Origin of the sequence: Spirosoma oryzicola (genome assembly GCF_021233055.1) — a bacterium.
Classification (GTDB): Bacteria; Bacteroidota; Bacteroidia; order Cytophagales; family Spirosomataceae; genus Spirosoma; species Spirosoma oryzicola.
The window spans coordinates 432,590-453,894 of the sequence record NZ_CP089538.1; the positions used below are offsets into that span (position 1 = coordinate 432,590).

At 49.3% G+C, this 21,305-nt stretch carries 19 protein-coding genes; 7 read left to right on the top strand and 12 right to left on the bottom strand.

What is annotated here, in order from left to right; all coding sequences use genetic code 11:
• Complete coding sequence (locus tag LQ777_RS01785; protein ID WP_232560803.1) at positions 1-957, top strand: DUF4249 domain-containing protein; 957 nt, start codon at positions 1-3, stop codon at positions 955-957.
• Between the two features lie 68 nt (positions 958-1,025).
• Here the strand turns inward: LQ777_RS01785 and LQ777_RS01790 are convergent, their stop codons facing one another.
• Positions 1,026-2,129 (bottom strand): chorismate mutase, encoded by a 1,104-nt coding sequence (locus LQ777_RS01790; protein ID WP_232560804.1) that lies wholly within the window; start codon positions 2,127-2,129, stop codon positions 1,026-1,028.
• Between the two features lie 256 nt (positions 2,130-2,385).
• On the opposite strand from LQ777_RS01790, the gene LQ777_RS01795 reads away from it, so the two are divergent.
• Positions 2,386-3,642 (top strand): proline dehydrogenase family protein, encoded by a 1,257-nt coding sequence (locus LQ777_RS01795; protein WP_425276920.1) that lies wholly within the window; start codon positions 2,386-2,388, stop codon positions 3,640-3,642.
• A gap of 79 nt (positions 3,643-3,721) precedes the next feature.
• A complete protein-coding gene (locus LQ777_RS01800) occupies positions 3,722-4,537 on the top strand; it encodes a lipoprotein signal peptidase (protein ID WP_232560805.1) in 816 nt (271 codons plus the stop codon).
• A gap of 80 nt (positions 4,538-4,617) precedes the next feature.
• Here the strand turns inward: LQ777_RS01800 and LQ777_RS01805 are convergent, their stop codons facing one another.
• The 5 genes from LQ777_RS01805 to LQ777_RS01825 all read right to left on the bottom strand — a co-directional run bounded on the left by LQ777_RS01805 (position 4,618) and on the right by LQ777_RS01825 (position 11,337).
• A complete protein-coding gene (locus LQ777_RS01805; protein WP_232560806.1) occupies positions 4,618-6,189 on the bottom strand; it encodes a hypothetical protein in 1,572 nt (523 codons plus the stop codon).
• A gap of 260 nt (positions 6,190-6,449) precedes the next feature.
• Entirely contained in the window at positions 6,450-7,106 is a 657-nt protein-coding gene (locus tag LQ777_RS01810) for an OmpH/Skp family outer membrane protein (RefSeq protein WP_232560807.1), read from the bottom strand.
• 19 nt (positions 7,107-7,125) lie between these two features.
• Entirely contained in the window at positions 7,126-7,734 is a 609-nt protein-coding gene (locus tag LQ777_RS01815) for an OmpH/Skp family outer membrane protein (protein ID WP_232560808.1), read from the bottom strand.
• Positions 7,735-7,905: 171 nt separating this feature from the next.
• Positions 7,906-10,497: an outer membrane protein assembly factor BamA gene (gene bamA, locus LQ777_RS01820; protein ID WP_232560809.1), complete on the bottom strand. Its 2,592-nt coding sequence runs from the start codon at positions 10,495-10,497 to the stop codon at positions 7,906-7,908.
• Between the two features lie 102 nt (positions 10,498-10,599).
• Positions 10,600-11,337 carry an isoprenyl transferase gene (locus tag LQ777_RS01825; RefSeq protein WP_232560810.1) on the bottom strand — a complete coding sequence of 246 codons (738 nt, stop codon included), beginning with the start codon at positions 11,335-11,337 and terminating at the stop codon, positions 10,600-10,602.
• A 280-nt stretch (positions 11,338-11,617) separates the two neighbouring features.
• Between LQ777_RS01825 and LQ777_RS01830 the strand changes: the two genes are divergently transcribed.
• The 3 genes from LQ777_RS01830 to LQ777_RS01840 all read left to right on the top strand — a co-directional run bounded on the left by LQ777_RS01830 (position 11,618) and on the right by LQ777_RS01840 (position 14,632).
• Positions 11,618-12,580, top strand: a complete 963-nt coding sequence (locus tag LQ777_RS01830) for a fasciclin domain-containing protein (protein WP_232560811.1) — start codon at positions 11,618-11,620, stop codon at positions 12,578-12,580.
• Between the two features lie 33 nt (positions 12,581-12,613).
• Positions 12,614-13,669 carry an MBL fold metallo-hydrolase gene (locus LQ777_RS01835; protein WP_232560812.1) on the top strand — a complete coding sequence of 352 codons (1,056 nt, stop codon included), beginning with the start codon at positions 12,614-12,616 and terminating at the stop codon, positions 13,667-13,669.
• A gap of 84 nt (positions 13,670-13,753) precedes the next feature.
• Entirely contained in the window at positions 13,754-14,632 is an 879-nt protein-coding gene (locus tag LQ777_RS01840; RefSeq protein ID WP_232560813.1) for an FKBP-type peptidyl-prolyl cis-trans isomerase, read from the top strand.
• 93 nt (positions 14,633-14,725) lie between these two features.
• Here the strand turns inward: LQ777_RS01840 and LQ777_RS01845 are convergent, their stop codons facing one another.
• The 5 genes from LQ777_RS01845 to LQ777_RS01865 form a co-directional block, all read right to left on the bottom strand.
• On the bottom strand, positions 14,726-15,508 hold the full coding sequence (locus LQ777_RS01845; protein WP_232560814.1) for a 3-hydroxyacyl-CoA dehydrogenase: 783 nt from the start codon (positions 15,506-15,508) through the stop codon (positions 14,726-14,728).
• A gap of 15 nt (positions 15,509-15,523) precedes the next feature.
• Positions 15,524-16,216, bottom strand: a complete 693-nt coding sequence (locus LQ777_RS01850) for a YjjG family noncanonical pyrimidine nucleotidase (RefSeq protein ID WP_232560815.1) — start codon at positions 16,214-16,216, stop codon at positions 15,524-15,526.
• 78 nt (positions 16,217-16,294) lie between these two features.
• Positions 16,295-16,600 carry a (2Fe-2S) ferredoxin domain-containing protein gene (locus LQ777_RS01855; protein WP_232560816.1) on the bottom strand — a complete coding sequence of 102 codons (306 nt, stop codon included), beginning with the start codon at positions 16,598-16,600 and terminating at the stop codon, positions 16,295-16,297.
• Between the two features lie 57 nt (positions 16,601-16,657).
• Positions 16,658-17,899, bottom strand: coding sequence for a class I SAM-dependent methyltransferase (locus LQ777_RS01860; protein ID WP_232560817.1), 1,242 nt, complete (start codon positions 17,897-17,899; stop codon positions 16,658-16,660).
• The gene (locus tag LQ777_RS01865) at positions 17,865-19,322 is read right to left on the bottom strand and encodes a Gfo/Idh/MocA family protein (protein ID WP_232560818.1); all 1,458 of its coding nucleotides are present in this window, start codon (positions 19,320-19,322) and stop codon (positions 17,865-17,867) included. Before LQ777_RS01865 ends, LQ777_RS01860 begins: the two co-directional genes overlap by 35 nt.
• 392 nt (positions 19,323-19,714) lie before the next feature.
• Between LQ777_RS01865 and LQ777_RS01870 the strand changes: the two genes are divergently transcribed.
• Positions 19,715-20,647 carry a sugar phosphate isomerase/epimerase family protein gene (locus LQ777_RS01870; protein ID WP_232560819.1) on the top strand — a complete coding sequence of 311 codons (933 nt, stop codon included), beginning with the start codon at positions 19,715-19,717 and terminating at the stop codon, positions 20,645-20,647.
• Between the two features lie 7 nt (positions 20,648-20,654).
• Here the strand turns inward: LQ777_RS01870 and LQ777_RS01875 are convergent, their stop codons facing one another.
• Entirely contained in the window at positions 20,655-21,182 is a 528-nt protein-coding gene (locus LQ777_RS01875; protein WP_232560820.1) for an ABC transporter permease, read from the bottom strand.
• Positions 21,183-21,305: the final 123 nt, after the last annotated feature.

The window sequence follows — 21,305 nt, forward strand, 5'->3', positions numbered from 1 at the left end:
ATGCGTACGAAGCTATTTTTTGTCTTTACTATCCTTATTGGATTGACCGGTTTATTAACGGGTTGCGATAGCTTGCGCAACGAAGTTGATCCATCTGTGCTGGGAGCCGAATCGCCACGGTTGGTTGTGCATGGGTTTTTATCTCCGCAAAGTAGGGTGCTTGCCGTTCGGGTGACACGCTCGCAAACGGTAGTCGGCGACAGCGTTGGGGGAGCAGTAACGATTGATGATTCGTTGGCAGATGAAGCCGACGATGTGGTTGATGCTGTCGTTACGATCTCCGAAGGGGGACGGTCGGTGAACTTACGCTACAAAGCGAATGGGCTACCGTATTACAGTGCTCGGGCGGGAGAGCTACTAATTACAGTTGGTAAAACGTATACGCTTACGGTTCAAACGCCCAACGGCGAGCGGGCCACGAGTAGCTGTACGATACCCGGACCCGTTGATCTTACGAGCATACGATTTGATTCATTACAGTCGGGTAGAATACAGCGCTATTTTGTCCGGGCTCGCTGGTACGATGTTGCCAATCAAACCAATTACTACCAGGTTACGGGAGCGTTCCGCTTTATTGCCGATTGCCCTGAATGCACTACTAAACCGGGTTATATAGAACGGGAAGAGTTTAGTAATTTGTCGTTTGACGATAATAGTCGGGGGCTACTTACCGATGCGGATGGGAATGACGAAATGATTTCTGGGCGAGCTTACTTAAACGGGGCAAACGTAGATACACAACTGCCGTTCAGGAGGCAATACAAAACGGCAACTGTAACCATGAACTTGCTTAACATCGAACCAAGCTATTATCAATACTGGACAGCGGTGATTCGGCAGCGACGTACTCGCGGCAACCCCTTTGCTGAACCCGTTATGATTCCGAGCAATATTCAGGGAGGACTAGGCTGCTTTGCCGGCTACAGCAATTCGACGTTAACGCTACGAATAAAGTAACTATAAAATAAAAAACGGGGTACCTCGTGTCTGGAACGCGAGGTACCCCGTTTGGCAATAATAAAAATTTATACGCCCTGTACGGTACTGTTTATGATTTCGGTTTGTTTCCGAATCGACTCCATGTGGATGATTTTGTAAATCTCTTCCACCAGTTCAGGATACAGACCTAATTTTTGACCCAGTTCGGTACGCGTTTTCAAGATTTCTTTCCAACGATCAGGCTGGAACAGCGTCACGTTGTTATCGCGCTTGTACTCAGCCAGACGCTCAACCAATGCCATACGAGCAGCCAGCATTTCTACAATCTGACGGTCTACGTTATCGATGCTGCGACGTGATTGATCCATGAAGCCCTGGAACTCCAGATTCTGCGATTCAACCTGGCGGATTTGCAGATGGTCGAGCATTTCGCCAAACGCGGCTGGCGTCAACTGCTGAGCGGCATCACTCCACGCTTTATCAGGATCGATGTGCGATTCAACGATTAGACCGTCATAGTTGAGATCCATAGCCATCTGAGCCAGTTCGTTCAGATAAGCGCGCTTACCCGCCATGTGGCTTGGATCACCGATGATAGGCAGCTGAGGGAAAATAGACTTAAGCTCAATCGCCATCTGCCACATTGGCACATTACGGTATTTGCTGGCTTCGCCCGTAGCAAACCCACGGTGAATAGCGCCCAACTTTTTGATACCGGCTCCGGCCAGACGCTCGAACGCGCCTACCCATAACGCTAAATCAGGGTTAACCGGGTTTTTAACCAGAACAGGTACATCAACACCGCGCAGGGCATCGGCAATTTCCTGTACGTTAAATGGGTTAACGGTGGTACGTGCGCCAACCCACAGAATATCAACGCCGTATTTCAGCGCTAACTCGATATGTTCGGGAGTTGCTACTTCAACGGCAAACGGCAAGCCCGTTTCGGCTTTGGCGCGCTGAATCCAGGGTAGAGCGGCTTCGCCCATCCCTTCAAAGCTACCTGGCCGGGTGCGTGGCTTCCATACGCCTGCACGAATAACATGAACAGCCCCTAGTTCTTTCAACTGGCGGGCGGTTTCTACTAACTGATCTTCCGTCTCGGCGCTGCATGGGCCAGCGATGATCAGGGGCTTGCCGTTGGTCTCAATCCACGATCCAAGCGGCTCTACGGCTAATTCTACTTTCATACTAAACACTTAATATTCCAAGTAACACCTTTACTCTATAGGGAACTTTTCAATGCAAATTTATGGTATATTTGCAGAAGGAACCAGCTGTCTGTCAAGCTAGTTCCTCTATTTTTCTAAAACAGTTTTCACTTTGTCAAACAGGTCGTAATCGCGATTTTAACTTAATGACCGAAATTTCGTTATATATTTCGGTCGCGTTAGCCGAATACGAACCTAAGCTATAGATGTAGCGCCGTCAGAACGGAGCACTGATATGTCGAACCGAAGTAATGTAATGCCGGAGACCGTCGAACGGTTCAATGGCTCGTTTCAGGCTGGGTCGCATACGACCAACATGAAGCCTGTCTCTTTCGAGGACACTTCGATTGCTTTTTCTTCCCAGTCGGATTCAAAACTGAGAAAGACCTACTGGTTATTTGCGTTGATGAATAAAGGATGGCTGGTAAATTTAGGGACTTTTTTTATAAAGATTGCCCTCCGCCTGCATCTCCCTATTAAATTCCTCATAAAAAACACGATTTTCGAACAGTTTTGTGGGGGAGAAAGCATTCAGGATTCTGAAAAAACAATTCAGTATCTACATAACGTACACGTAGGAACCATCCTTGACTATTCCGTTGAAGGCGAGGATAATGAGAAAAGCTTTGATGAGACAACGCTCGAAATCCTGCGGACAATCGAGCGCGCCAGTCAATCCGACGATATTCCCTTTTCTGTTTTTAAAGTCACGGGCTTAGCGTCCACTGAACTTCTGGAAGCTGTTCAGATCGGCGATTCGCTTAATAAAGAGCAGAAAGCGCAGTTTGACCGGGTTCTTAAGCGGGTTGATACCCTTTGTCGCCGGGCTTACGAACGTAATGTGCGAATCTTTATCGATGCCGAAGAAAGCTGGATTCAGGATACGATTGATACATTGGCCTACGAAATGATGGATCGCTACAATCACGAGCGGCCCGTTGTTTTCAATACTTATCAAATGTATCGGTGGGAAAGCCTGGACCACCTGCGCCGGGATGTGAACGAAGCGCACGCAAAAGGGTATTTCCTGGGTGCCAAGCTGGTTCGGGGTGCTTATCTGGAGAAAGAACGGCTTCGTTCGCACGAAGAAGAATACCAGGATCCGATTCAGGCAACGAAAGAAGATACGGACCGTGACTTCAATGCTGCTATCGATTTCTGTCTGGAAAACCGGGATGTCGTGTCATTCTGCTTAGGCACGCACAATGAGTACAGTTGCCAGTACTGTGTTCAGCAAATGAAACGGTATGAAATTGAACCGGGCGATTCGCATATTTACTTTGCTCAACTGCTCGGCATGAGCGACAACATATCGTACAATCTGGCCAATGCGGGTTACAACGTGGCTAAATATGTGCCTTATGGACCTGTTGAAACGGTAATGCCTTATCTATTCCGGCGGGCGGAGGAAAACAAATCCATCGCTGGACAAAGCAGCCGGGAGTTTATGCTGGTCAGCGATGAGTTGAAGCGCCGTAAAGGTTGTAATTAATTTTTCGGAAAGGCACGGCATTTGTTGCTTTGCTTTTACTGTTTATAACGGCACAGCAGCGATGCTGTGCCTGTGCTTTATGATCAAGAAAAGTCCCCTAAAATTTTTTATCCTAACCCTGATTCTGATTCTCATTGACCAGGGCGTGAAGCTAGCCGTTCATTTTTACATGGCTCCTGGCTTTGCGGGTCAAATAAAACTGGTTGGTGATTGGCTTAAACTGCATTACGTGTTGAATCCAGGAATGGCGTTCGGAATGCAGCTAGGGTATGAGTACGGCAAATTGCTGCTGAGTGTGTTTCGGCTTTTTGCGATGGTAGGTATCGGCTATTACTTGGTTCATTTGGCGCATCGAGGGGCTCCCGATGGATTGCTCTGGGCAATGGCTATGATTCTGGCCGGAGCCGTTGGTAACGTAATTGATAGCACATTTTACGGCGTCTTCTTGAATAATGCACCGTACGGTTCGCCGACACCCTGGTTTCACGGTCAGGTAATCGACATGGTTTTCGTCGATGTATGGGAAGGGTTTATTCCGGACTGGGTACCGGTCTGGGGGGGACAATACTATTCAACGCCAATTTTTAACATTGCCGATTCGTGCATCTTTATTGGTGTCTGTATGATCCTAATCTTTCAGCGCCGTTTCTTTGGTGGTCATACCCTTGAAGATGGTTTGCTGCCTGTTTCTGGTCCTGATGCTACCCAAGCCGAAGTAGTACCAATGTCGGAGCTTACGGATGGAGAGTATGCCGAAAAACAGGTTGAAAAGACGAATGAAGAGCTGTCAAACGAAACGAGTAACGACGAAAAAACGTCGTCTTCTTCGGAGCCAGTGACGTTAGAAGAACCAAAAGACGAAGACTCCCTTTCGTCTGATTTAAAGAAGTCCTGATTCAATTTTATACTCTAGCCATCAAAACGAAGGGCGTCTGACTGTTCAGACGCCCTTCGTTTTGATGGCTAGAAGAGGATTTATTGAGTCTCTTCTAAAGGAGTGAAATCCTTAAACGTTCGCTTGATCGCTTTGTCGGAGGCTTCTTTCTTACTTTGCCAGTTGGCGTCAAGTTCTAAGGCAACCAGTCCGCTTAAGCTCATCGCGCTCCGAAAATCGTCCAGTTTTTTAACAAACTCATTGCTTCGGCGGGATGATTTGAGCGAAAACTCCCGGGCAAAAACATCTCCTTTGTTCTGCAACTCTGATTTCTTTCCCAACACGTAATTATAGCGGTCGAGTAGGTCTTTCATCGATTTGCCAATAACTTCCGTTGCTTCCAGTGTTCCCATCGTCAGAACGGCGGTACCACCAATTGCTGAAATGAGACGCTGTTGATCTGGCCTGTCAGCCGTTATTGCTGGCGATACGCCCGTGACTGCGCCCAGGGATGCGTTGGCAACCGAGCGGTTCCGTTTGCCGCCTTTAGCCCGCTTATAATCTTTCTTGAGCTGTTCTTCTTTTTCGCCTAATTGTTCGACCAATCCCCAAGCCTGTACAAGTAGCTGACGATAGAGCGAGTAGTAGTACCGATCTTTCTCTAATTCGTTTACGGTATTGATTACGGTAAATGTGATGCGACGTTCCTCCCGGTTCTTCGCTTTGTCAAGGGCGTAGAACGTGATTTGCGTGTTTAGTGAATCATAGGGGTCCTTTACGAAGTCGTAGCCGGGCTGCCAGATAAATTCGTACTGGTTATCCGTGTTTTTCACTAAGCTTGTCTTGGGTATTTGTTGATTGTCCGACAGAAAACCGAACGTAGTAACGTCGTCTTCTCCGTTTGGATCCGAGAGGTAAAACTTAAGGTTTACCGTTGCGTTTTCCTTTAGCTTGTAGTGGGTCTCTTTTGGTATAATCTGGATAATAGGAGGAAGGTCCATTTCCGTTACCTGAACCTTAAGACGGCCTTTTGTGCGCGTTTTCGCGGGCTGGTCTTCTACCCAAAATTCGATGTACTGTGGATTTTGCTTTAATCGATTAAACTGATTCAAAGACAGCGTCCACGTCAGTTCACCCTGTGAAGAAAGCTTGCTACCTTCCGGCATCTGGTCCGCAATAGGAATAAAGGCAATCGGGTCGCCATCGTCATCGTGGACAATTTCGGGGTCGATTTTATAGGTGTTCTGCGTTCGGTAGCTCACGTAAAACGGCTGTAGGTCGCCAACGACCGGCGGGCGGTTAACGTGCATTACTTTAAAATCGACGGTCTGAGAAGCCATTTGCCCACGTCGATTTCGGGCCTCAAACGTCACGGGATAAGTCTTGGTCGTCTGAATACGGTCGGCCAGATCGAAACCAGGAGTCCAGCTGAAATGACCCAGCGAGTCCAGGCGCATGCCTTCCTGCTTGTTGTCCCCAAAGGAATAGATTATGGTGTCAGTAGGAACTGCATTCGTTTTCAAGTCAAACTGAATCGTGCTACCTTCTGGTACCGTATTCCAGTTAGCTTGCGTAGGTAGTAGTAATTGAAATGATTTGGCGTCCTGCGCGTAGCTGCCAACAACTGAGAGAAGTATTAGCAGCCACGCTATAGTACCGGCAGTTCGGCTCATAAGCAACAACAAAAGGTGGTCTGTCTTGAAAAACGTAAAAGTAAGGCGAAGATTTCGTCTGTTTAATTCAAAGGGACAGTTTTGATACTTTTCTTAGTTAAATCTAGGAAATGCCCTGTAATAATTATGTTTTTCGTTGAACAAATGCGCATGTTAATGAGGTGACAGAAAGCAAGACTTTGGAGAAAATCCAATAAAAAATCGCTCCCTGCCAAGGCGGGGAGCGATTATAAGCATAAGCCGGATCGGCTATTTATTACTTAGTTTTTTTTGGGCGTTGCTGCTCCTGAACCCGCGCTAGCTGGTTTGCTTGCGTTGTTGGTAGCGGCTGGCGTCGCAATCTTGGTTGGGTCGATACCCAATTTTTTCAGCACTAGCTCTGTAATGTTATTTTCTTCTGGAGCTACTAACAGGATTGGAGTCGTGTTGGCACCAGCGTCCAAGTTGAAAACGTACGTATACGCGTTTTCTTTGGCTACCGCATCAATTGCTTTTTGAATCTTCTGCACAACAGGATTAACCAGCTGGCCATATTTGTTTTGCAGCGATTGCTCAGCGGTCCGACCAAACTCCTGAATCCGACCTTGCAAACCCTGCAATTCCGTTTCGCGGTCTTTGCGGATAACATCCGTCATCTGCGCTGCGCCTTTTTCGTAAGCACCGTATTTATCTTCCAGTTCCTTCTGCATCCGCTTCAGTTCGTTTTCCGACTGCGTGCGCTGGATCGTCAGTTGGTTCTGGATGTCTTTTGCTTCAGGCGTTTGCGCGAGGATATAATCAATATTCGTATAGCCTAACTTCAGTGAAGCAGCTGCGGTTGTGGTCGGAGCTGCCGTTGTCGTTTGAGCTTGTGCCTGTGCATTCAGACCGCCTACCAAAAGAGCCGTTGCGAATGCCATGACGAGGTTTTTATTCATCTCAGTTTACTTGTTTGTACTACTTCGGTTTTATGGTTGTTTTATTGTCGGGGGTACCGTTGGCTGGTTGGGTTGGCGCATTAACGGCTGTTGGTTTGTTTGGCTTGTTGGCTGCATCCAAACCTAGTTCCTCCATAATGTAGTCCGTGTAATCGTGACGGGGATTCGTGTAAAGCATCGTAAAATCAGAAGCCTTGTCAAAGACAAATTCTAATTTCTTTTGTACAGCAACTTTCTCGATTGCCCGGTTCACCAACTCCATCGGCACCTTCATCAGTTCTTTCTTTTTCTCGAAAAGCAATCCCTGATAGCCAAAGACCTTGTTGTTGTACTCTCTGGCTTCGCGTTCTTTATCGCTTAGCACCCGTTGACGGTCGCGTTTCATGTCTTCAGTCAGCAGGATCTCCTCCGCCTGATACGATCTCTGCAATTTCTCGATCTCGGCGTATTTTTCCTGAATGTCCTTCGACCACTTATCCGCAAACTTATCGATTTCGCTCAATGCCTTCTGATACTCCGGCATCTTGCCCAAAATGAACTCTGAGTCTACGTACCCAAATTTTTGTGCTCGTGCCGGTAACGCAAGACAAACGGCGCACAAAAGTACGAAAAAAAGGCCCTTTTTCATTATCAGCCGATCAATTTTTTACGCGAACTAATTGATTGTCAATTATGGATGTCAGCCTTTTGCCTGTTAGATACACAACTAACACGAAGGTTTAATTGCGAGTTCATTGAACCGGCCATTAGGGCAACAACCCGATTTTTATCTACAACTAACGCTCAACAGTTCGAAATCTTATCTGAATTGCTGACCAATTGTAAAGTGGAACTGACCTGAAGCTTTGTCTTTGATACCCGGAATCTTGTCAAAACCATAGCCATAGTCAATACCAATCAGACCGAAAGCAGGCATGAAAATCCGAGCCCCAAAACCAACCGACCGTTTCAAATCAAAAGGATTGTACTGCTTGTAGCTTGCCCAGTTGTTACCCGCTTCCAGGAAGGTCAGCACGAAAATAGTGGCCGACGGGTTCAATGAAATAGGATATCGTAGCTCCGTAACAAACTTGTTGTACACAACTCCACCCTGGCTACGAGCATTGGTTGTAGGAACCCGGTCGTAATCGGCTGTGTAAACGCTCCGGTCATCGTAACCGCGTAGACCAATGATGTCCTGTGCCAGCGCAAACTGACCCTGACCAGCCAGACCTGATCCACCTAATACAAACCGCTCAAAAGGTCCGATTGCCGTGCGCTTGTTATAGCTACCCAGGAAACCCATGTGCGCCCGTGCGTTCAGTACCAGCTTGCCGAATACCGTCTGGAACCAGCTGGCGTCAAACATCCACTTGTGGTACTCTACAAACTTGTATCTGTCTTCCGGCTTTTCTGTTGTGGTCACTGTCCGGAAAGCGGAGTAAGGAGGGGTAAACGAACCACTCAACGTAAACGACGAACCAGAGCGCGGGAACTGCGGGTTATCGATGCTGTTCCGCGAAAGGGTTGTATTGAAGGTGAAGTTGTTCGAGATACCGTTGCTATACCCGATGTAGAACAAATCCAGGTTATTCAAATCGTACCGTTGATACGACAAGGAATTGCTCAGAGTAAAGAAGTCATCGGGGACTTTTAGCTGCCGGCCTAAGCCAACCGTAATAGCGGTGTTTGTGTACGAACCCGTTGGTTTACGACCTTTAAGGCTTTGGTAGATACTAAGCGGATTTGTTGGATCGTAGAACGTGCGATAAACCGTGTGGCTGGCACTTACTGACAGCGCATTGGGTTTGCGGCCACCCAACCAAGGTTCCGTAAACGACAGCGAATACACCTGATACTGGCTACCGTTGGCCTGGAAGCGCAACTGTACACGCTGCCCATCGCCCGCTGGTAAGGGCCTCCAGGCGCTGAAATTCGGAATGTTGCGGGCCGAGAAGTTGTTGAACGTCAAACCGAGCGTTCCGACAAAACCGACGTAGCCACCCCAACCGCCTGACAATTCGATCTGATCCGATGGTTTCTCTTCAACCGTGTATTCAACGTCAACCGTGCCGTCATTCTGCGGAATGGGGTTGATACCAATTTTCTCCGGGTCGAAATAGCCAAGCGTGGCTAACTCGCGCTGGGTACGAATGAGGTTCGTTTTCGAGAACTTCTGGCCCGGCAGCGTCCGGATTGAGCGCATAACCACATGGTCACTGGTTTTGGTATTACCGTTCAGAATAATGCGGTTGATCGAAGCCTGTTTGCCTTCGAAAATGCGGATTTCCAGATCTATCGAATCGCCATCGATGCTTTTCTCAATAGGCTGTGCATTGTAATACAAATAGCCATCGTCCATGTATAGTGAACTCAGATCCTGTCCGGGGTTACCGTTCAGCTTTTTCTCTAGGTCCTCTGGGTTGTACACATCACCTTTCTGGATGCCAAGTACATCGCGCAGACGGGTTGCAGGATACAGGTAGTTGCCCGAGAAGTCAACATTACGATAGTAGTACTTATGCCCTTCGTTCAGCGTCATATTGATGCTGATGGTGTTGTTGCTGTTGTGGATGATTGTATCGTGTTCGATAGCCGCATCCCGATAGCCAAGCTTATTGTAATATTCAATCAGCTTCTGTTTATCCTCTTCGTACTTTTTAGGGACAAACTTCGACGGTGAGAACAAGCGGCCAAAGCGTTTCTCTTTGGTGCTTTTAAGCTTCATCCGAACGGCGGATTCTTCGACCTCATCCCGGCCTTCGAACGAGATCTTGGCAATCTTGACCTTCTGCCCTTTATCGACCAGTACGCGCATAGTCGCGTTATTGCGGGCGCTATCCGGTATGGTTGTAATTTTTACTTTCGTATTCAGATAGCCTTTATCGACGAAGAATTTCCGAACGGCCATCTGCGTATTTTTGGTGATGGTGTTCGAAACGATCTTACCCAGATTCAGCTTCACTTTATCTTTCAACTGATCCTGTTCGCCTTTTTTGACACCCAGGAAGGTAACCCGGTAAAGGCGGGGCCGCTCCTGAGCCCGGAACATCAGCGTAACCTTGCCTTCGCCTGCATGGTTGGCAAACAACTCAACGTTGTCGAGCAGACCCGACTCCATCAGTTTGCGAACCGCCGAGCCAACCGCTTCCCCCGGAATCCGGATTTTATCGCCGACTTTAAGGCCCGATAAAGATACCAGTGAGTTGGGATCGAGATAACGGGTTCCCGTCATGGTCAGCCCGGTAATTTCGTAATCTTTAGGATTGGCGTAATTCAGCAATTCATCGTTGCTGAGCGGGGTTTCTGTACCTCGTCCGACGCCCACACGAACCTGCGCCCGAAGCGTGGCCGGATATAAACTAGTGAGCAACAAAAAAGCTCCCAGTACGAGTTTTATACGGTGTTTCAAGTGAATTGTACAGTTTTCGATTTTCTGTTTTTCAGTAGGTGAGTTTTCAGTTGCTTTGCTCGGCCAGATTTCTCAAAACTCATCTACCAACGACTGAAAACTTTATTTAACTAATTGCTCGCTGGTTTTCCCAAACCGGCGCTCACGTTTTTGATAGTTCAAAATGGCTTCGTACAAATGGTTTTTGCGGAAATCCGGCCAGAGTACATCTGGCATGTAAAGTTCCGAATACGCCAACTGCCAAAGCAGGAAGTTGCTGATACGCATCTCGCCACTGGTTCGGATCATCAACTCAGGATCGGGGATGCCATCCGTCGTCAGATAATGGCCAAAAAGCGTCTCATTGATGTCATCTGTTGTCATCCGTCCGTCGCGGACATCCGTGGCAATCTGCCGAACCGCTTCCAAAATTTCCCAGCGTCCGCTATAACTTAACGCCAGGATCAGCGTTAAACCCGTATTACCCGCTGTTTCCCGCATGGCTTCGGCCAGTTCGCGCTGGCAGTCGCCGGGAAGGCTCTCCGTGTTACCGATGGTGGTCAGCCGCACGTTGTTATTCATCAGGGTTTTTATTTCGCCCCGAATCGTATGAACCAACAGCGTCATGAGTGCATCAATTTCAAATTTTGGTCGGTTCCAGTTTTCCGTTGAAAATGCGTAAAGCGTCAAAAATTTAACGCCCAGCTCGGCACAACCCTCTGTTACCTCACGCACAGCCTTAATGGCATTCCGATGGCCAAACACCCGGGCAGCGCCCTGCCGTTTCGCCCAACGTCCGTTTCCGTCCATGATAACGGCTATGTGCTGAGGCAGATTGCTCGGGTCAATGAGTTCTTTCATCCCAATGGGGGAGTTTTAACTTTATTTAAGAATCAATCTTACAAAAGTACCTATAAATCCCGATAAAGAGTGAGCTTGCCCTGAAATCCAATTTCTTAAAATTTGTTATAAGTTAAATTTTTGGGCGGGCCAGAACAATTTTTTCTCACTGGATTGAACGTGCCGGTAAGCCTGGTCTGGTAGTTACTATTGGGAGCCCGTTTATCTTTGCACACGGGAAACATAAGCGGGACCGTTACGTTTGACGTACAAAGACCTCTTATTTCATTGTTCACTTCGTATGACTAGATTTTTTTCATTGCTTCTGGGCCGAGGCCAGTTGGCTGTTTTGGGGCTACTGCTGACAGCGTTACTAAGTTGTACAAAAGATGATACGACTGTTGCCGAGCCCAAAACGATTACGGATCAGATTCTGGAAGATAAACAGTTTAGCCTGCTTAAAGAAGCAATGGCTTATGCCAATGCCGGTGATGCACTCAAAGCCGCTAATCTGACTTTCTTTGCGCCCAACGATGCGGCTTTTCAGGCATCGGGGATCTCGTCGGTGGCTACCATTATGACCATGTCGAAAGAGCAGGTCAAGACAATGCTGCTCTACCATGCGCTCAATGCGCCCGTTACCTCGTCAGCCATTCCGTCCGGGCAAAATGCGGTGCTGACGGCTAGCCAGGGGGTGGCTTACCTGAACAATGCCGGAGGAGGTACGATCTACGTTAACAGTGCCCGGGTTACCCAGCCGGATATTAAAGCCGCCAACGGTATCATTCACGTGATTGATCGCGTATTGACGCCATCCGCCGGGTCTATTCTGGCCACGATTCAAGCCAATCCGAGACTGACCTTTCTGGCGGCTGCCGTCAAACGCGTTGACAGTAGCAACCCGTCCCTGATCGCGTCGCTCAGCAACACGTCCGCTTCGAATCCGCTTACGTTGTTTGCGCCGAATGACGATGCCTTTATGGCCGCTGGCTACAAAACGATAAGCGCTATCGAAACCGCTTCAACGCAAACGCTTTCGTCGCTGCTTTCGTACCACATCGTTTCTGGCCTAAACCTGTCGTATCAGATTCAGACAAGTTCGGTCAATACCCTGCTGAGTGGTAACCGGTTGAACTTAACCGCCAGTAATGGTGTGTTGGGGGTAAAAGGCAATAAGAATACAACGCCAGCTATCGTCCGAACCGCCGATCTGGTTGCTACCAATGGCGTCGTTCATATTATTGATCAGGTGTTGCAACCGTAAATCGGACCAATCGACCGAATTCTGCTGATGGCTATGTGGTCTAAAGTGCTGCTTGGATTAGGTGTGCTGATTCTGGTGGTTGTTATTGTGGCGTTGATTATCGGCTACGCTGTTTCGGGACCTCGCTATTCCGGACCGATCAGTGATCATTTCGACGGGAATGAATTTCAAAATCTGGATGGGGTAAAAGCTAAAGGCTTTCGGGAAGTGCTGGCCTGGTCGCTCAACCGCCACCGTGACCCCTGGCCAGCCTACCATAATGACCCACCCGGTCCGCCACCGCCCACGCGCGTTGAAGGCCGGACGGTACGAGTGACATTCATTAACCACTCGACAGTATTGCTTCAGTTCGATGGCTTGAACGTACTGACCGATCCGGTGTATTACGAACGCGTAAGTCCGGTGCAGTTTGCGGGTCCCAAACGAAACAACCCGCCGGGCATTCGTTTCGATGAACTGCCTAAAATTGACGTACTTTTGCTGAGCCATAACCACTGGGATCACCTGGATATTGGAACGGTGCAAAAGCTCTGTGATCGCGACAAGCCAACGGTGTTCTGCCCACTGGGTCTGAAAGCATTTCTGGAAGAAAAAAATTGTCGGAATGTTCAGGAGATGGATTGGCGTCAGTCCGTTGCCTTCAATGACAGCACGGCGATTCACTGTGTTCCCGCGCAGCACTTCTCGGGTCGGGGCCTGTTCGACCGAAATGCTACTCTATGGGCGGGTTACGTAATCGATAGTAAAGTAGCCGGTAAGTTATACTTTGTGGGAGACAGCGGGTACGGCACGTTTTTCAAGGATATTGGCAAGCAGTTCGGTCCGTTACGGCTGGCGCTGATTCCAATTGGCGCGTATAAGCCACCCTGGTTTATGGCCCCTATTCACTGTTCACCGTTCGAAGCGGTGCAGATCCATACCGATGTTCAGTCGCAGCAAAGCGTGGCCATTCATTTTGGTACCTTTCCGCTAGCCGATGACGGAGCCGCCGAACCAGTGCGTGATCTGGCAAAGGCATTAGCCGAAAAAAATGTATCTTCTGAGCGGTTTCAAGCGTTAAAAGCAGGCGCAAGTCTGGTTCTGGATTGAAAAAATTGACTTCCGTCCCAACGCTACGCCACACTACGGGGTCATTATGCGTACTAGTTAGTATCTATTTGTCTATTTAATTCCATGCGTAAGCTTCAATTACTTATTTGCGGTGCATTGCTGATTGGGGGAGTAGCCGCTTGCTCCCAACAGGATATCGACGCGTCGAACACACGATTTGCTGAGAACGATCAGCAGATCAAAACGTACGCCACGGCTAAAAACCTGAATGGTAAGACAACCAATTCGGGTTTGTATTACGTGATCACCTCACCCACAACCGGTAAACTACCGTCGCTTGGGGAAGAAGTAGAGTTTATGTACAAGTCGTATAATTTACAGGATGTGCTGATTGACAGTACAGTAAGTGGTAAACCTGTTTATTATCCGCTGGGTATTCAATCCATTCTGGCCGGTCTGGAGGAGGGTGTAGGGTTGATGCACGAAGGCGAGAAAGCAACGTTCCTGATCCCGTCGTATCTGGGTTACGGAAACAATGCCGTTAACGCAAACCTGCCTGCTTACTCGGTTGTACGGTTCGACGTGCAGCTAAACCGGTCCCGTACCGAAGATCAGCAAATTCGGCAGTACATCGCCGATAGAAAGTTGGTGGTTAGTGATTCGTCGTCGACAGGAGTGCGGGTTATCAAAACCAAAGCGAACCCAACTGGGGCAGCCCTTGGCGCTAATCAGACGGTTACGATAAAATATGTAGGCCGACAACTGCGAGCTGCCGCTCCGTTTGATAGTACCGGACAGAATTTTGACGCGGTGCTGGGCGGCAACCGGTACGTGAAAGGCTTTGAAGAAGGGCTGTCGAAATTGCGCGTTGGTGAAACGGCGACTATATTATTCCCCTCAACCGTTGGCTACGGAACGACCGGTGTGATTAGCGGAAATTCATACAAAATCACTCCCTACGCGCCACTCCGTTTCGATATACAAGTGATTTCGGTAAAATAACCAGATCGTTAGCCGATATTAATTCGCAAAACGTACTCATGACAAAGGCCGGTCACTTGATCGGCCTTTGTCGTAGATAGTAACTGGTAGCATTTATTTCGGAGCCATTCGGATAGCACCATCCAGCCGAATCACTTCACCGTTCAGCATTGGATTTTCAATAATACTTTTAGCGAGCAACGCGTATTCGTCGGGTCGGCCAAGCCGCGATGGAAACGGCACCTGCTGACCTAGTGATAAGCGCGCTTCTTCGGGTAAACTTGCCAGTAAGGGCGTCTCGAACAAACCGGGTGCAATGGTCATCACCCGGATGCCGGAACGAGCCAGATCACGCGCGATGGGTAACGTCATCCCCACGATACCACCTTTTGACGCCGAATAAGCCGCCTGACCGATCTGGCCGTCGTAAGCCGCTACTGATGCGGTGTTGATGATAATCCCCCGCTCACCGTCGCTGCCGCTTGGTTCGTTGTGTTCCATCGCCAGAGCCGCCAGCCGGATGACGTTGAAGGTGCCGATCAGGTTGATAGAAATTACTTTTTGAAAAGCCGCCAGCGAATGCGCTCCGTAAACACCATCCACTTTACCTACGGTTTTACGAGCTTCGGCGACCCCCGCACAGTTCACATTGATGTGTAAACCCCCAAACGCTTCTACTGCCAGATTGACAGCCGCTTGTACATCCGCTTCGTCGGTAACGTTAGTCTTAATAAAGCGGGCGGTTGCTCCTAGTTCTTCAACCAATGCATTGCCACGTTCTTCATTAAGATCGACGATGACGACGTTAGCCCCGTTCGAGGTCAGCAGTCGGGCGGTTGCTTCCCCAAGGCCGGAAGCGCCACCGGTTATCAGTGCCGTTGATGAGTTTAGTTGCATAACGTGCTAAACGTTTTACAGAATCGCAATTAGTTCTTTCCAGTGGCGAATGTCGTAGGTCGGTTGATCATCGACAAGTAATCCCTGCGGATTGTAAAATACCGTATCCAGATTAACGCCTTTTGCGCCCATGATATCGGCCTCGTAGTTATCGCCGATCATCAGGCTCTCCTGCGCATTAGTTCCGCTGATTTCCATCGCGTACTGAAATACCAGCGGATTCGGCTTCTTCGCATTGGCATTCTCGCTCGTAACGACATGGGTAAAATAATGCGCTATTTCGGCACTATCCATCTTAATCGCCTGAATTTCGGCGAAACCGTTGGTGATGATGTGCATGACGTAGCCTTTCTCTTTCAGGTAATCCAGTACTTCACGCGCTGATTCCAGCAGGTGCGGCTTGCGAGGTAAAATCCGCAGGTATTCCGTGTTGAGGTCCGCGTGGACTGCTGACTCATCGACCCCCAAAGCCTGAAAAACCAGCGGAAAGCGGTGCTGCCGGATGTAGCTATGCTCAATAAGGTTCTTGTCGTAATCGGCCCACAACTGTCGATTGATCGTAACAAAGTGCCGACTGAACTCTTCGGCAGAAGGAATACCTAAATCGACTAGCCGAAACGTTTCAAACAATTCAGTAATCGACTCGGCTGAATTACGGTCAAAATCCCACAGCGTGTGGTCAAGGTCGAAGAACAGGTGCTTGTACATGAAACAGGTTTTTCGTTTCCAGCGATAATGGCTTGTTTAACAAGTAAGTTATCGGACGGAAAGCAGGAGGACGAGAAGCTAGTAATTTAACTTAAGCCGCTCGACGGGCTGGTTATTTATCAGATCGCTCTCTACGATTTCTTCAACGTCGGACAGTTGAACGTTGCCGTAATACGTACCTTCCGGATAGACAACCAGGGCTGGACCAAAGGCGCAGGCGTCGAGACAGCCAGTCCGCTGCGCGCGCATTTCTTTCAATAAACCACGTTGGGCCAGAGCCGCTTTAAACGCATCAACGAGTTCGTTACCGTGGGCTTCACCGCAGGACTTTTTTGGGGCGGCCTTCTGATTGGCACAAATAAAAACGTGCTTTTTGTATTTCATGGGATTGAATCAAATCTATGCGGCAAAGGTACGGAACGAACCGGACTACCGGCCAACTTACTTTTTGGCGGCTACCATCACCCGACCGGGCATGGTGCGGTACGAGATAACTTTGTGCGCTTTCAAACCGGCGGTTTGCTGCCACTGCTGAATTTCGGTGACGGAGTAATTTCCCGCTGTGCTGCTCAGGCCGTAGAATAAATCGGTACTGCTGCCGATCAAGTCCGGTTTGGCTCCCAGCTCGGGACGGATAAATTCATTAACGATAAATACCCCGCCGGGCCGTAGCGCACGCGCCACTTTGTCCGTGACGAGTTGATTTTGTTCAGGAGTAAAATGATGCGCCAGACTTGACAGAAGCACAATGTCAAACGCACTTTCGCCGAAATCGTTGGTAAGCGCGTTACCCGGTCGGTACGTTATCCGATTGCCCATGCCTTGCCGGGCAAGCAGCGGAGCCGCCTGCTCAATGGCTGGTGGCAAATCCAGAATGGTAGACGTTAAGGCCGGAAGCTTGCGGCAAAGGGCTGCCGAATGCTGACCGTGCGAACCACCAATATCAAGCATCGAAGTGGCTCCTTTCGGAACGGGTGCCCGTCGGCCAAACTCCCGCGCTTCGGTGCTTGACGCTGCGACCATTGCCTCCTGGTAATACTGCCACTGCTCGGTTGACAGCGAGTCGTGGTATTGGATGCCTTCACCCGTTTGCAGGTAGTTGCCCAACTGATTCATCCAATCCCAGACGACGCGGTTGTTGAAGATCATCATGCCGTAAACCGAGAACGGGTCATCTTTGAGCGTAAACCGTCGGGCCATTCGGGTCAGCGAAAACTGGTTATTTTTATAGGTAAAGTAACCCATTGCCGTCAGCAGACCCATCAACTCGCCCAGTGCCTTCCGGTTCAGATGTAATGTCGTCGTAAGTTCGTCCAGCGTTTTGCGGCCTTCTTTGACGGCTTCAAAGACACCTTTGTCGGCGGCTTCGAGTACTGCCTTTGCCAAAACGGGCATGATCTGAACGTGGAGGAGCGGAATAGGGGCAAGGTTAGCGCGAAGGGCCAGCCATTCAAGTGGATTTTCAGGCGAGATGGTAAGTTGCATAAACGTATTACTTCTAACCGTACAACTCGCAAAAGCCAGAACTGGCTTCCAGACGGGAAAGTATTTATCGAACTGCTCCGTGCCGGGCTCAATCAAAAACAAGTCGTCCCGACAGATCTGGCAAAACAGATTCTGTCGGGACGACTTGTTCACGTCGAGTAGCTTAGGATCGTTTGCCCGACGATTTAGAGGAGGCAATTGGCTTTTTTGGCGTTGCTTTGGTCGTCGTTGGATTTTTCTGGGTCATCGTGACAGGGTCCCAATGAATCACTTTCTGTTCGAAATAGCTTTCGTTGCAGGCCAGTACCGGCGCGGCTGCCCGGAAACCAAACACGGGATCTTCAACCGTTCCCTGACTTCCCTGCCTTACATTCTCGAAAAAGTTAGCGAAGTGTTTAGCGTGCGGGTCGTCGTCTTTCGGGGCTTCGAATCGTACTTCTTTCACGGGTTCTGCCTTTCGGGTTTCGGGCGGGTACTGGGCATCGTACTGCTTGACAAACTCCTGCTGCACGGGTTCGGTAAACGTAAAGAAGCTATCGTAACCGCCGTAGCCGGGAGCCGTCGGTAGTTTCTTCTTGCTCATGATAAGGTTGTTTTCCGAAAACTCAATCTGGCCTTCGTTACCGATAATCCGGGTTACGTCGTTGATCTTACCGGCGTTGGCAAAGTTTACGCGCAAAACCATCTGAAACGCTTCATGCTGATCGGTTTTCGGGTAATCCATAATGCACGACATCACATCCGGTACATCACGGCCATCTTTCCAATACGCTAAATTTCCCGATGAGAAGATCCGTGTTGGGCCGAGGGTATTCGTAACGAAGTGAACGCCGGTGATGAGGTGGACAAACAAGTCACCCGCAACACCGGTGCCATAGTCCCGGTAGTTCCGCCAGCGGAAAAAGCGTTTTGGATCAAACGCTTTCTTCGGCGCGTCGCCCAGGAAGCGGTCCCAGTCGAGGGTTTGTGTAGACGCATCGGGTGGAATGGAATACTGCCAGGCCCCCATAGCGTTGAACCGGTCGTTGTTCGACTCGATATAATTGATCTGTCCGATTTCACCCGCTTCGACGAGTCGTTTCGCTTCCTGAAAGGCCGCGCTGCTGATGCGCTGACTGCCTACCTGCATGGTTTTGCCTGATTTCTTCCAAGCATCAATCACTGCTTTGCCTTCGCTGAGGTGCTGTACCATCGGTTTTTCGCAGTAAACATTTTTACCTGCTTTGAGCGCTGCGATGGTGATGTGATCGTGCCAGTGATCGGGCGTAACAACCAGAACGGCGTCAATATCGGGCCGGGTCAGAATTTCGCGGTAGTCGCGGGTTGTGAACAGCTCCTTGTCTTTCCCGTAGGCCGTTTTCGCGTGCTCCAGCCGACCGTCGTAGAGATCAGCTACGGCTACCAGTTCTACGTCAGGACTACGCAGGGCCGCGCGGGTATCAAAATTGCCCTGAATTCCCATGCCGATGGTGGCAAAGCGAATCTTGTCGTTCGGGCTGATTTTCTTAAGATTCTTGATGTAGGCAGGAGCCACGCCAAACGGTTTCGCCAGCCCTTGCGTGGCTATGAGCGCCGAAGCCGCCGACAGGCTTTTTATGAATGTGCGTCTGTTGGATTGCATAGGAAAGATTCGTTTCGAGTATGCTAACTAAAGCGTAAACATTGAAAAAAATACCCCTATTTCCTGGCGTTAATGCGTGTTCTTTTGCGGTGGTGTCGGTTTTTCAAAACCGACACAAATTGCTGACGCGAAGTGTCGGTTTTGAAAAACCGACACCACCATAGAAGGGTATCAGATTGGGACAAATCCAACATTCCGGACAATACTGTTTTTAGAACCGCGCGAGCATCCCCGCCGACACCACCGCTAGGCATTCGCCATACCGTATTCTTTGAATCCGATTGCGTTATAGATGAAGCAGGTTTCAACAAGGTTAACGCTAGGCATGGAGTAGGGTAACCGTCCAAGAACGCTTTTAGTCCTGTTTCGCCTAACTTTCTATAGGATCTCCAATGCTTCCCGTTTCACGTCGTTCTTTTTTGCGGTCATCGGCTGTTATATCCGGTAGCCTGCTCACCGCGTCAATTCCTGCGTTCAACAAGGCACAAAAAGCGCTGCGGCTGGGTGGCCCCATTTTTCTCAAAAGTGATGATCCTGAAATTCTGGCTCGTGAGCATCGGCGGTTACGGTACAGTTCGGCCTATGTTCCCCCGGTCGAGTTGAAAGACTCGGACAAAATCAAGGCGATTCAAAAAGCATTTACCGAGCAGAATGTTCTTATTGCGGAGGTTGGTGCCTGGGTAAATATGCTGGATCAGGATGCCGAAAAACGTCGGAAGAATCTGACGTACGTAACTGAGCGGCTGGCGTTGGCCGAAGCGGTTGGTGCGCTGACCTGCGTAAATATTGCTGGTTCGTACAATCCTAAGCATTGGGACGGACCCGACGCCCGTAACCTGACGAAAGAATATTTTGACGCGACGGTTGAAAATTGTCGAAAGGTGATTGATGCCGTAAAGCCTAAACGGGCCAAATTCGCGCTCGAAATGATGGGCTGGAGCTTACCCGATGGACCCGAATCCTACCTCAAATTCATCAAGGCAATCGACCGGCCAGCGTTCGGAGCGCACATCGATATTGCCAATATCATCAACAGTCCCACGCGCTATTATACCAACACGGCCCTGATCAACGAGACGTTCCGGATTCTGGGCCGCTGGATTGTCTCGTCACACGCGAAAGATGTTTATGGAAAAGACGGTCATTTTATGGAAACCATGCCCGGTCGGGGAGAAATGGATTACGTAACGTACCTGCGCAACGTGACTGCATTGCCGCAGGAAGTGCCGTTGCTGCTTGAACACCTGCGAACAGCCGACGAGTACGACGAAGCGCGGCAATACGTTATCGGTCAGGCTGAGAAGGCGCAGATTTCGTTAGCCTGAAAAAAGCCTATAGCTCAGTAATCTCCCGAATACGCACTTTCACCACCGGACGCTCCCCATCGGGTACTATCGCGACAAACATGTTGGTTACCGACTCGCCATTGTGCAGAATGTACCCCGCCTGGATGTTGGTTGTGGTCGTTACTTCTTTGCCTTCCGCGTTTTTAACTTTTTGCTGATAAGGAACAGTAAAGGGTTTAGCCAGAATCTTGCTGCCCTTCGCCGTCAGGCGCTTTCCGTTCGCGTTCAGGCAGTCGAAGGCGGCTAGTTCGTTGAAGTTTTCCTGACCGAAAACGGTCTGGCGGGGAAGAAACAGTTTCGTGCAGTTGCTTTTGTTGGTGACGTAGACCGTCAGCTCATACCGCATGAACGGTTCGCCACTGATTTTTATGTGGCGTTCATTCTTGATCTCAAACCCATAGTCGATCCCGTTGAATTGGGCGGGTTTGCCCGCTTCCAGATCATACGCCTGTTGGGCGAAAACAGGACAACAGATAGCTAATACAAACAGACAAGCGTTCAAAAAGCGGATCATAAGAATTAAGTTACGTTACGGGCTATAAAAATACGTAGAGAGCCACGTATCACGCAAGCCAAATTCAAACCGGGATTTAAACGGGCAGTACATGATGAACCACTGCCCTATTGAACCGACTAA

Coding starts and splice junctions, on each gene's coding strand:
- LQ777_RS01785 (WP_232560803.1), top strand. CDS start 1: ATGCGTACGAAGCTATTTTTTGTCTTTACTATCCTTATTGGATTGACC.
- LQ777_RS01790 (WP_232560804.1), bottom strand. CDS start 2,129: ATGAAAGTAGAATTAGCCGTAGAGCCGCTTGGATCGTGGATTGAGACC.
- LQ777_RS01795 (WP_425276920.1), top strand. CDS start 2,386: ATGTCGAACCGAAGTAATGTAATGCCGGAGACCGTCGAACGGTTCAAT.
- LQ777_RS01800 (WP_232560805.1), top strand. CDS start 3,722: ATGATCAAGAAAAGTCCCCTAAAATTTTTTATCCTAACCCTGATTCTG.
- LQ777_RS01805 (WP_232560806.1), bottom strand. CDS start 6,189: ATGAGCCGAACTGCCGGTACTATAGCGTGGCTGCTAATACTTCTCTCA.
- LQ777_RS01810 (WP_232560807.1), bottom strand. CDS start 7,106: ATGAATAAAAACCTCGTCATGGCATTCGCAACGGCTCTTTTGGTAGGC.
- LQ777_RS01815 (WP_232560808.1), bottom strand. CDS start 7,734: ATGAAAAAGGGCCTTTTTTTCGTACTTTTGTGCGCCGTTTGTCTTGCG.
- LQ777_RS01825 (WP_232560810.1), bottom strand. CDS start 11,337: ATGAAAGAACTCATTGACCCGAGCAATCTGCCTCAGCACATAGCCGTT.
- LQ777_RS01830 (WP_232560811.1), top strand. CDS start 11,618: ATGACTAGATTTTTTTCATTGCTTCTGGGCCGAGGCCAGTTGGCTGTT.
- LQ777_RS01835 (WP_232560812.1), top strand. CDS start 12,614: ATGTGGTCTAAAGTGCTGCTTGGATTAGGTGTGCTGATTCTGGTGGTT.
- LQ777_RS01840 (WP_232560813.1), top strand. CDS start 13,754: ATGCGTAAGCTTCAATTACTTATTTGCGGTGCATTGCTGATTGGGGGA.
- LQ777_RS01845 (WP_232560814.1), bottom strand. CDS start 15,508: ATGCAACTAAACTCATCAACGGCACTGATAACCGGTGGCGCTTCCGGC.
- LQ777_RS01850 (WP_232560815.1), bottom strand. CDS start 16,216: ATGTACAAGCACCTGTTCTTCGACCTTGACCACACGCTGTGGGATTTT.
- LQ777_RS01855 (WP_232560816.1), bottom strand. CDS start 16,600: ATGAAATACAAAAAGCACGTTTTTATTTGTGCCAATCAGAAGGCCGCC.
- LQ777_RS01865 (WP_232560818.1), bottom strand. CDS start 19,322: ATGCAATCCAACAGACGCACATTCATAAAAAGCCTGTCGGCGGCTTCG.
- LQ777_RS01870 (WP_232560819.1), top strand. CDS start 19,715: ATGCTTCCCGTTTCACGTCGTTCTTTTTTGCGGTCATCGGCTGTTATA.
- LQ777_RS01875 (WP_232560820.1), bottom strand. CDS start 21,182: ATGATCCGCTTTTTGAACGCTTGTCTGTTTGTATTAGCTATCTGTTGT.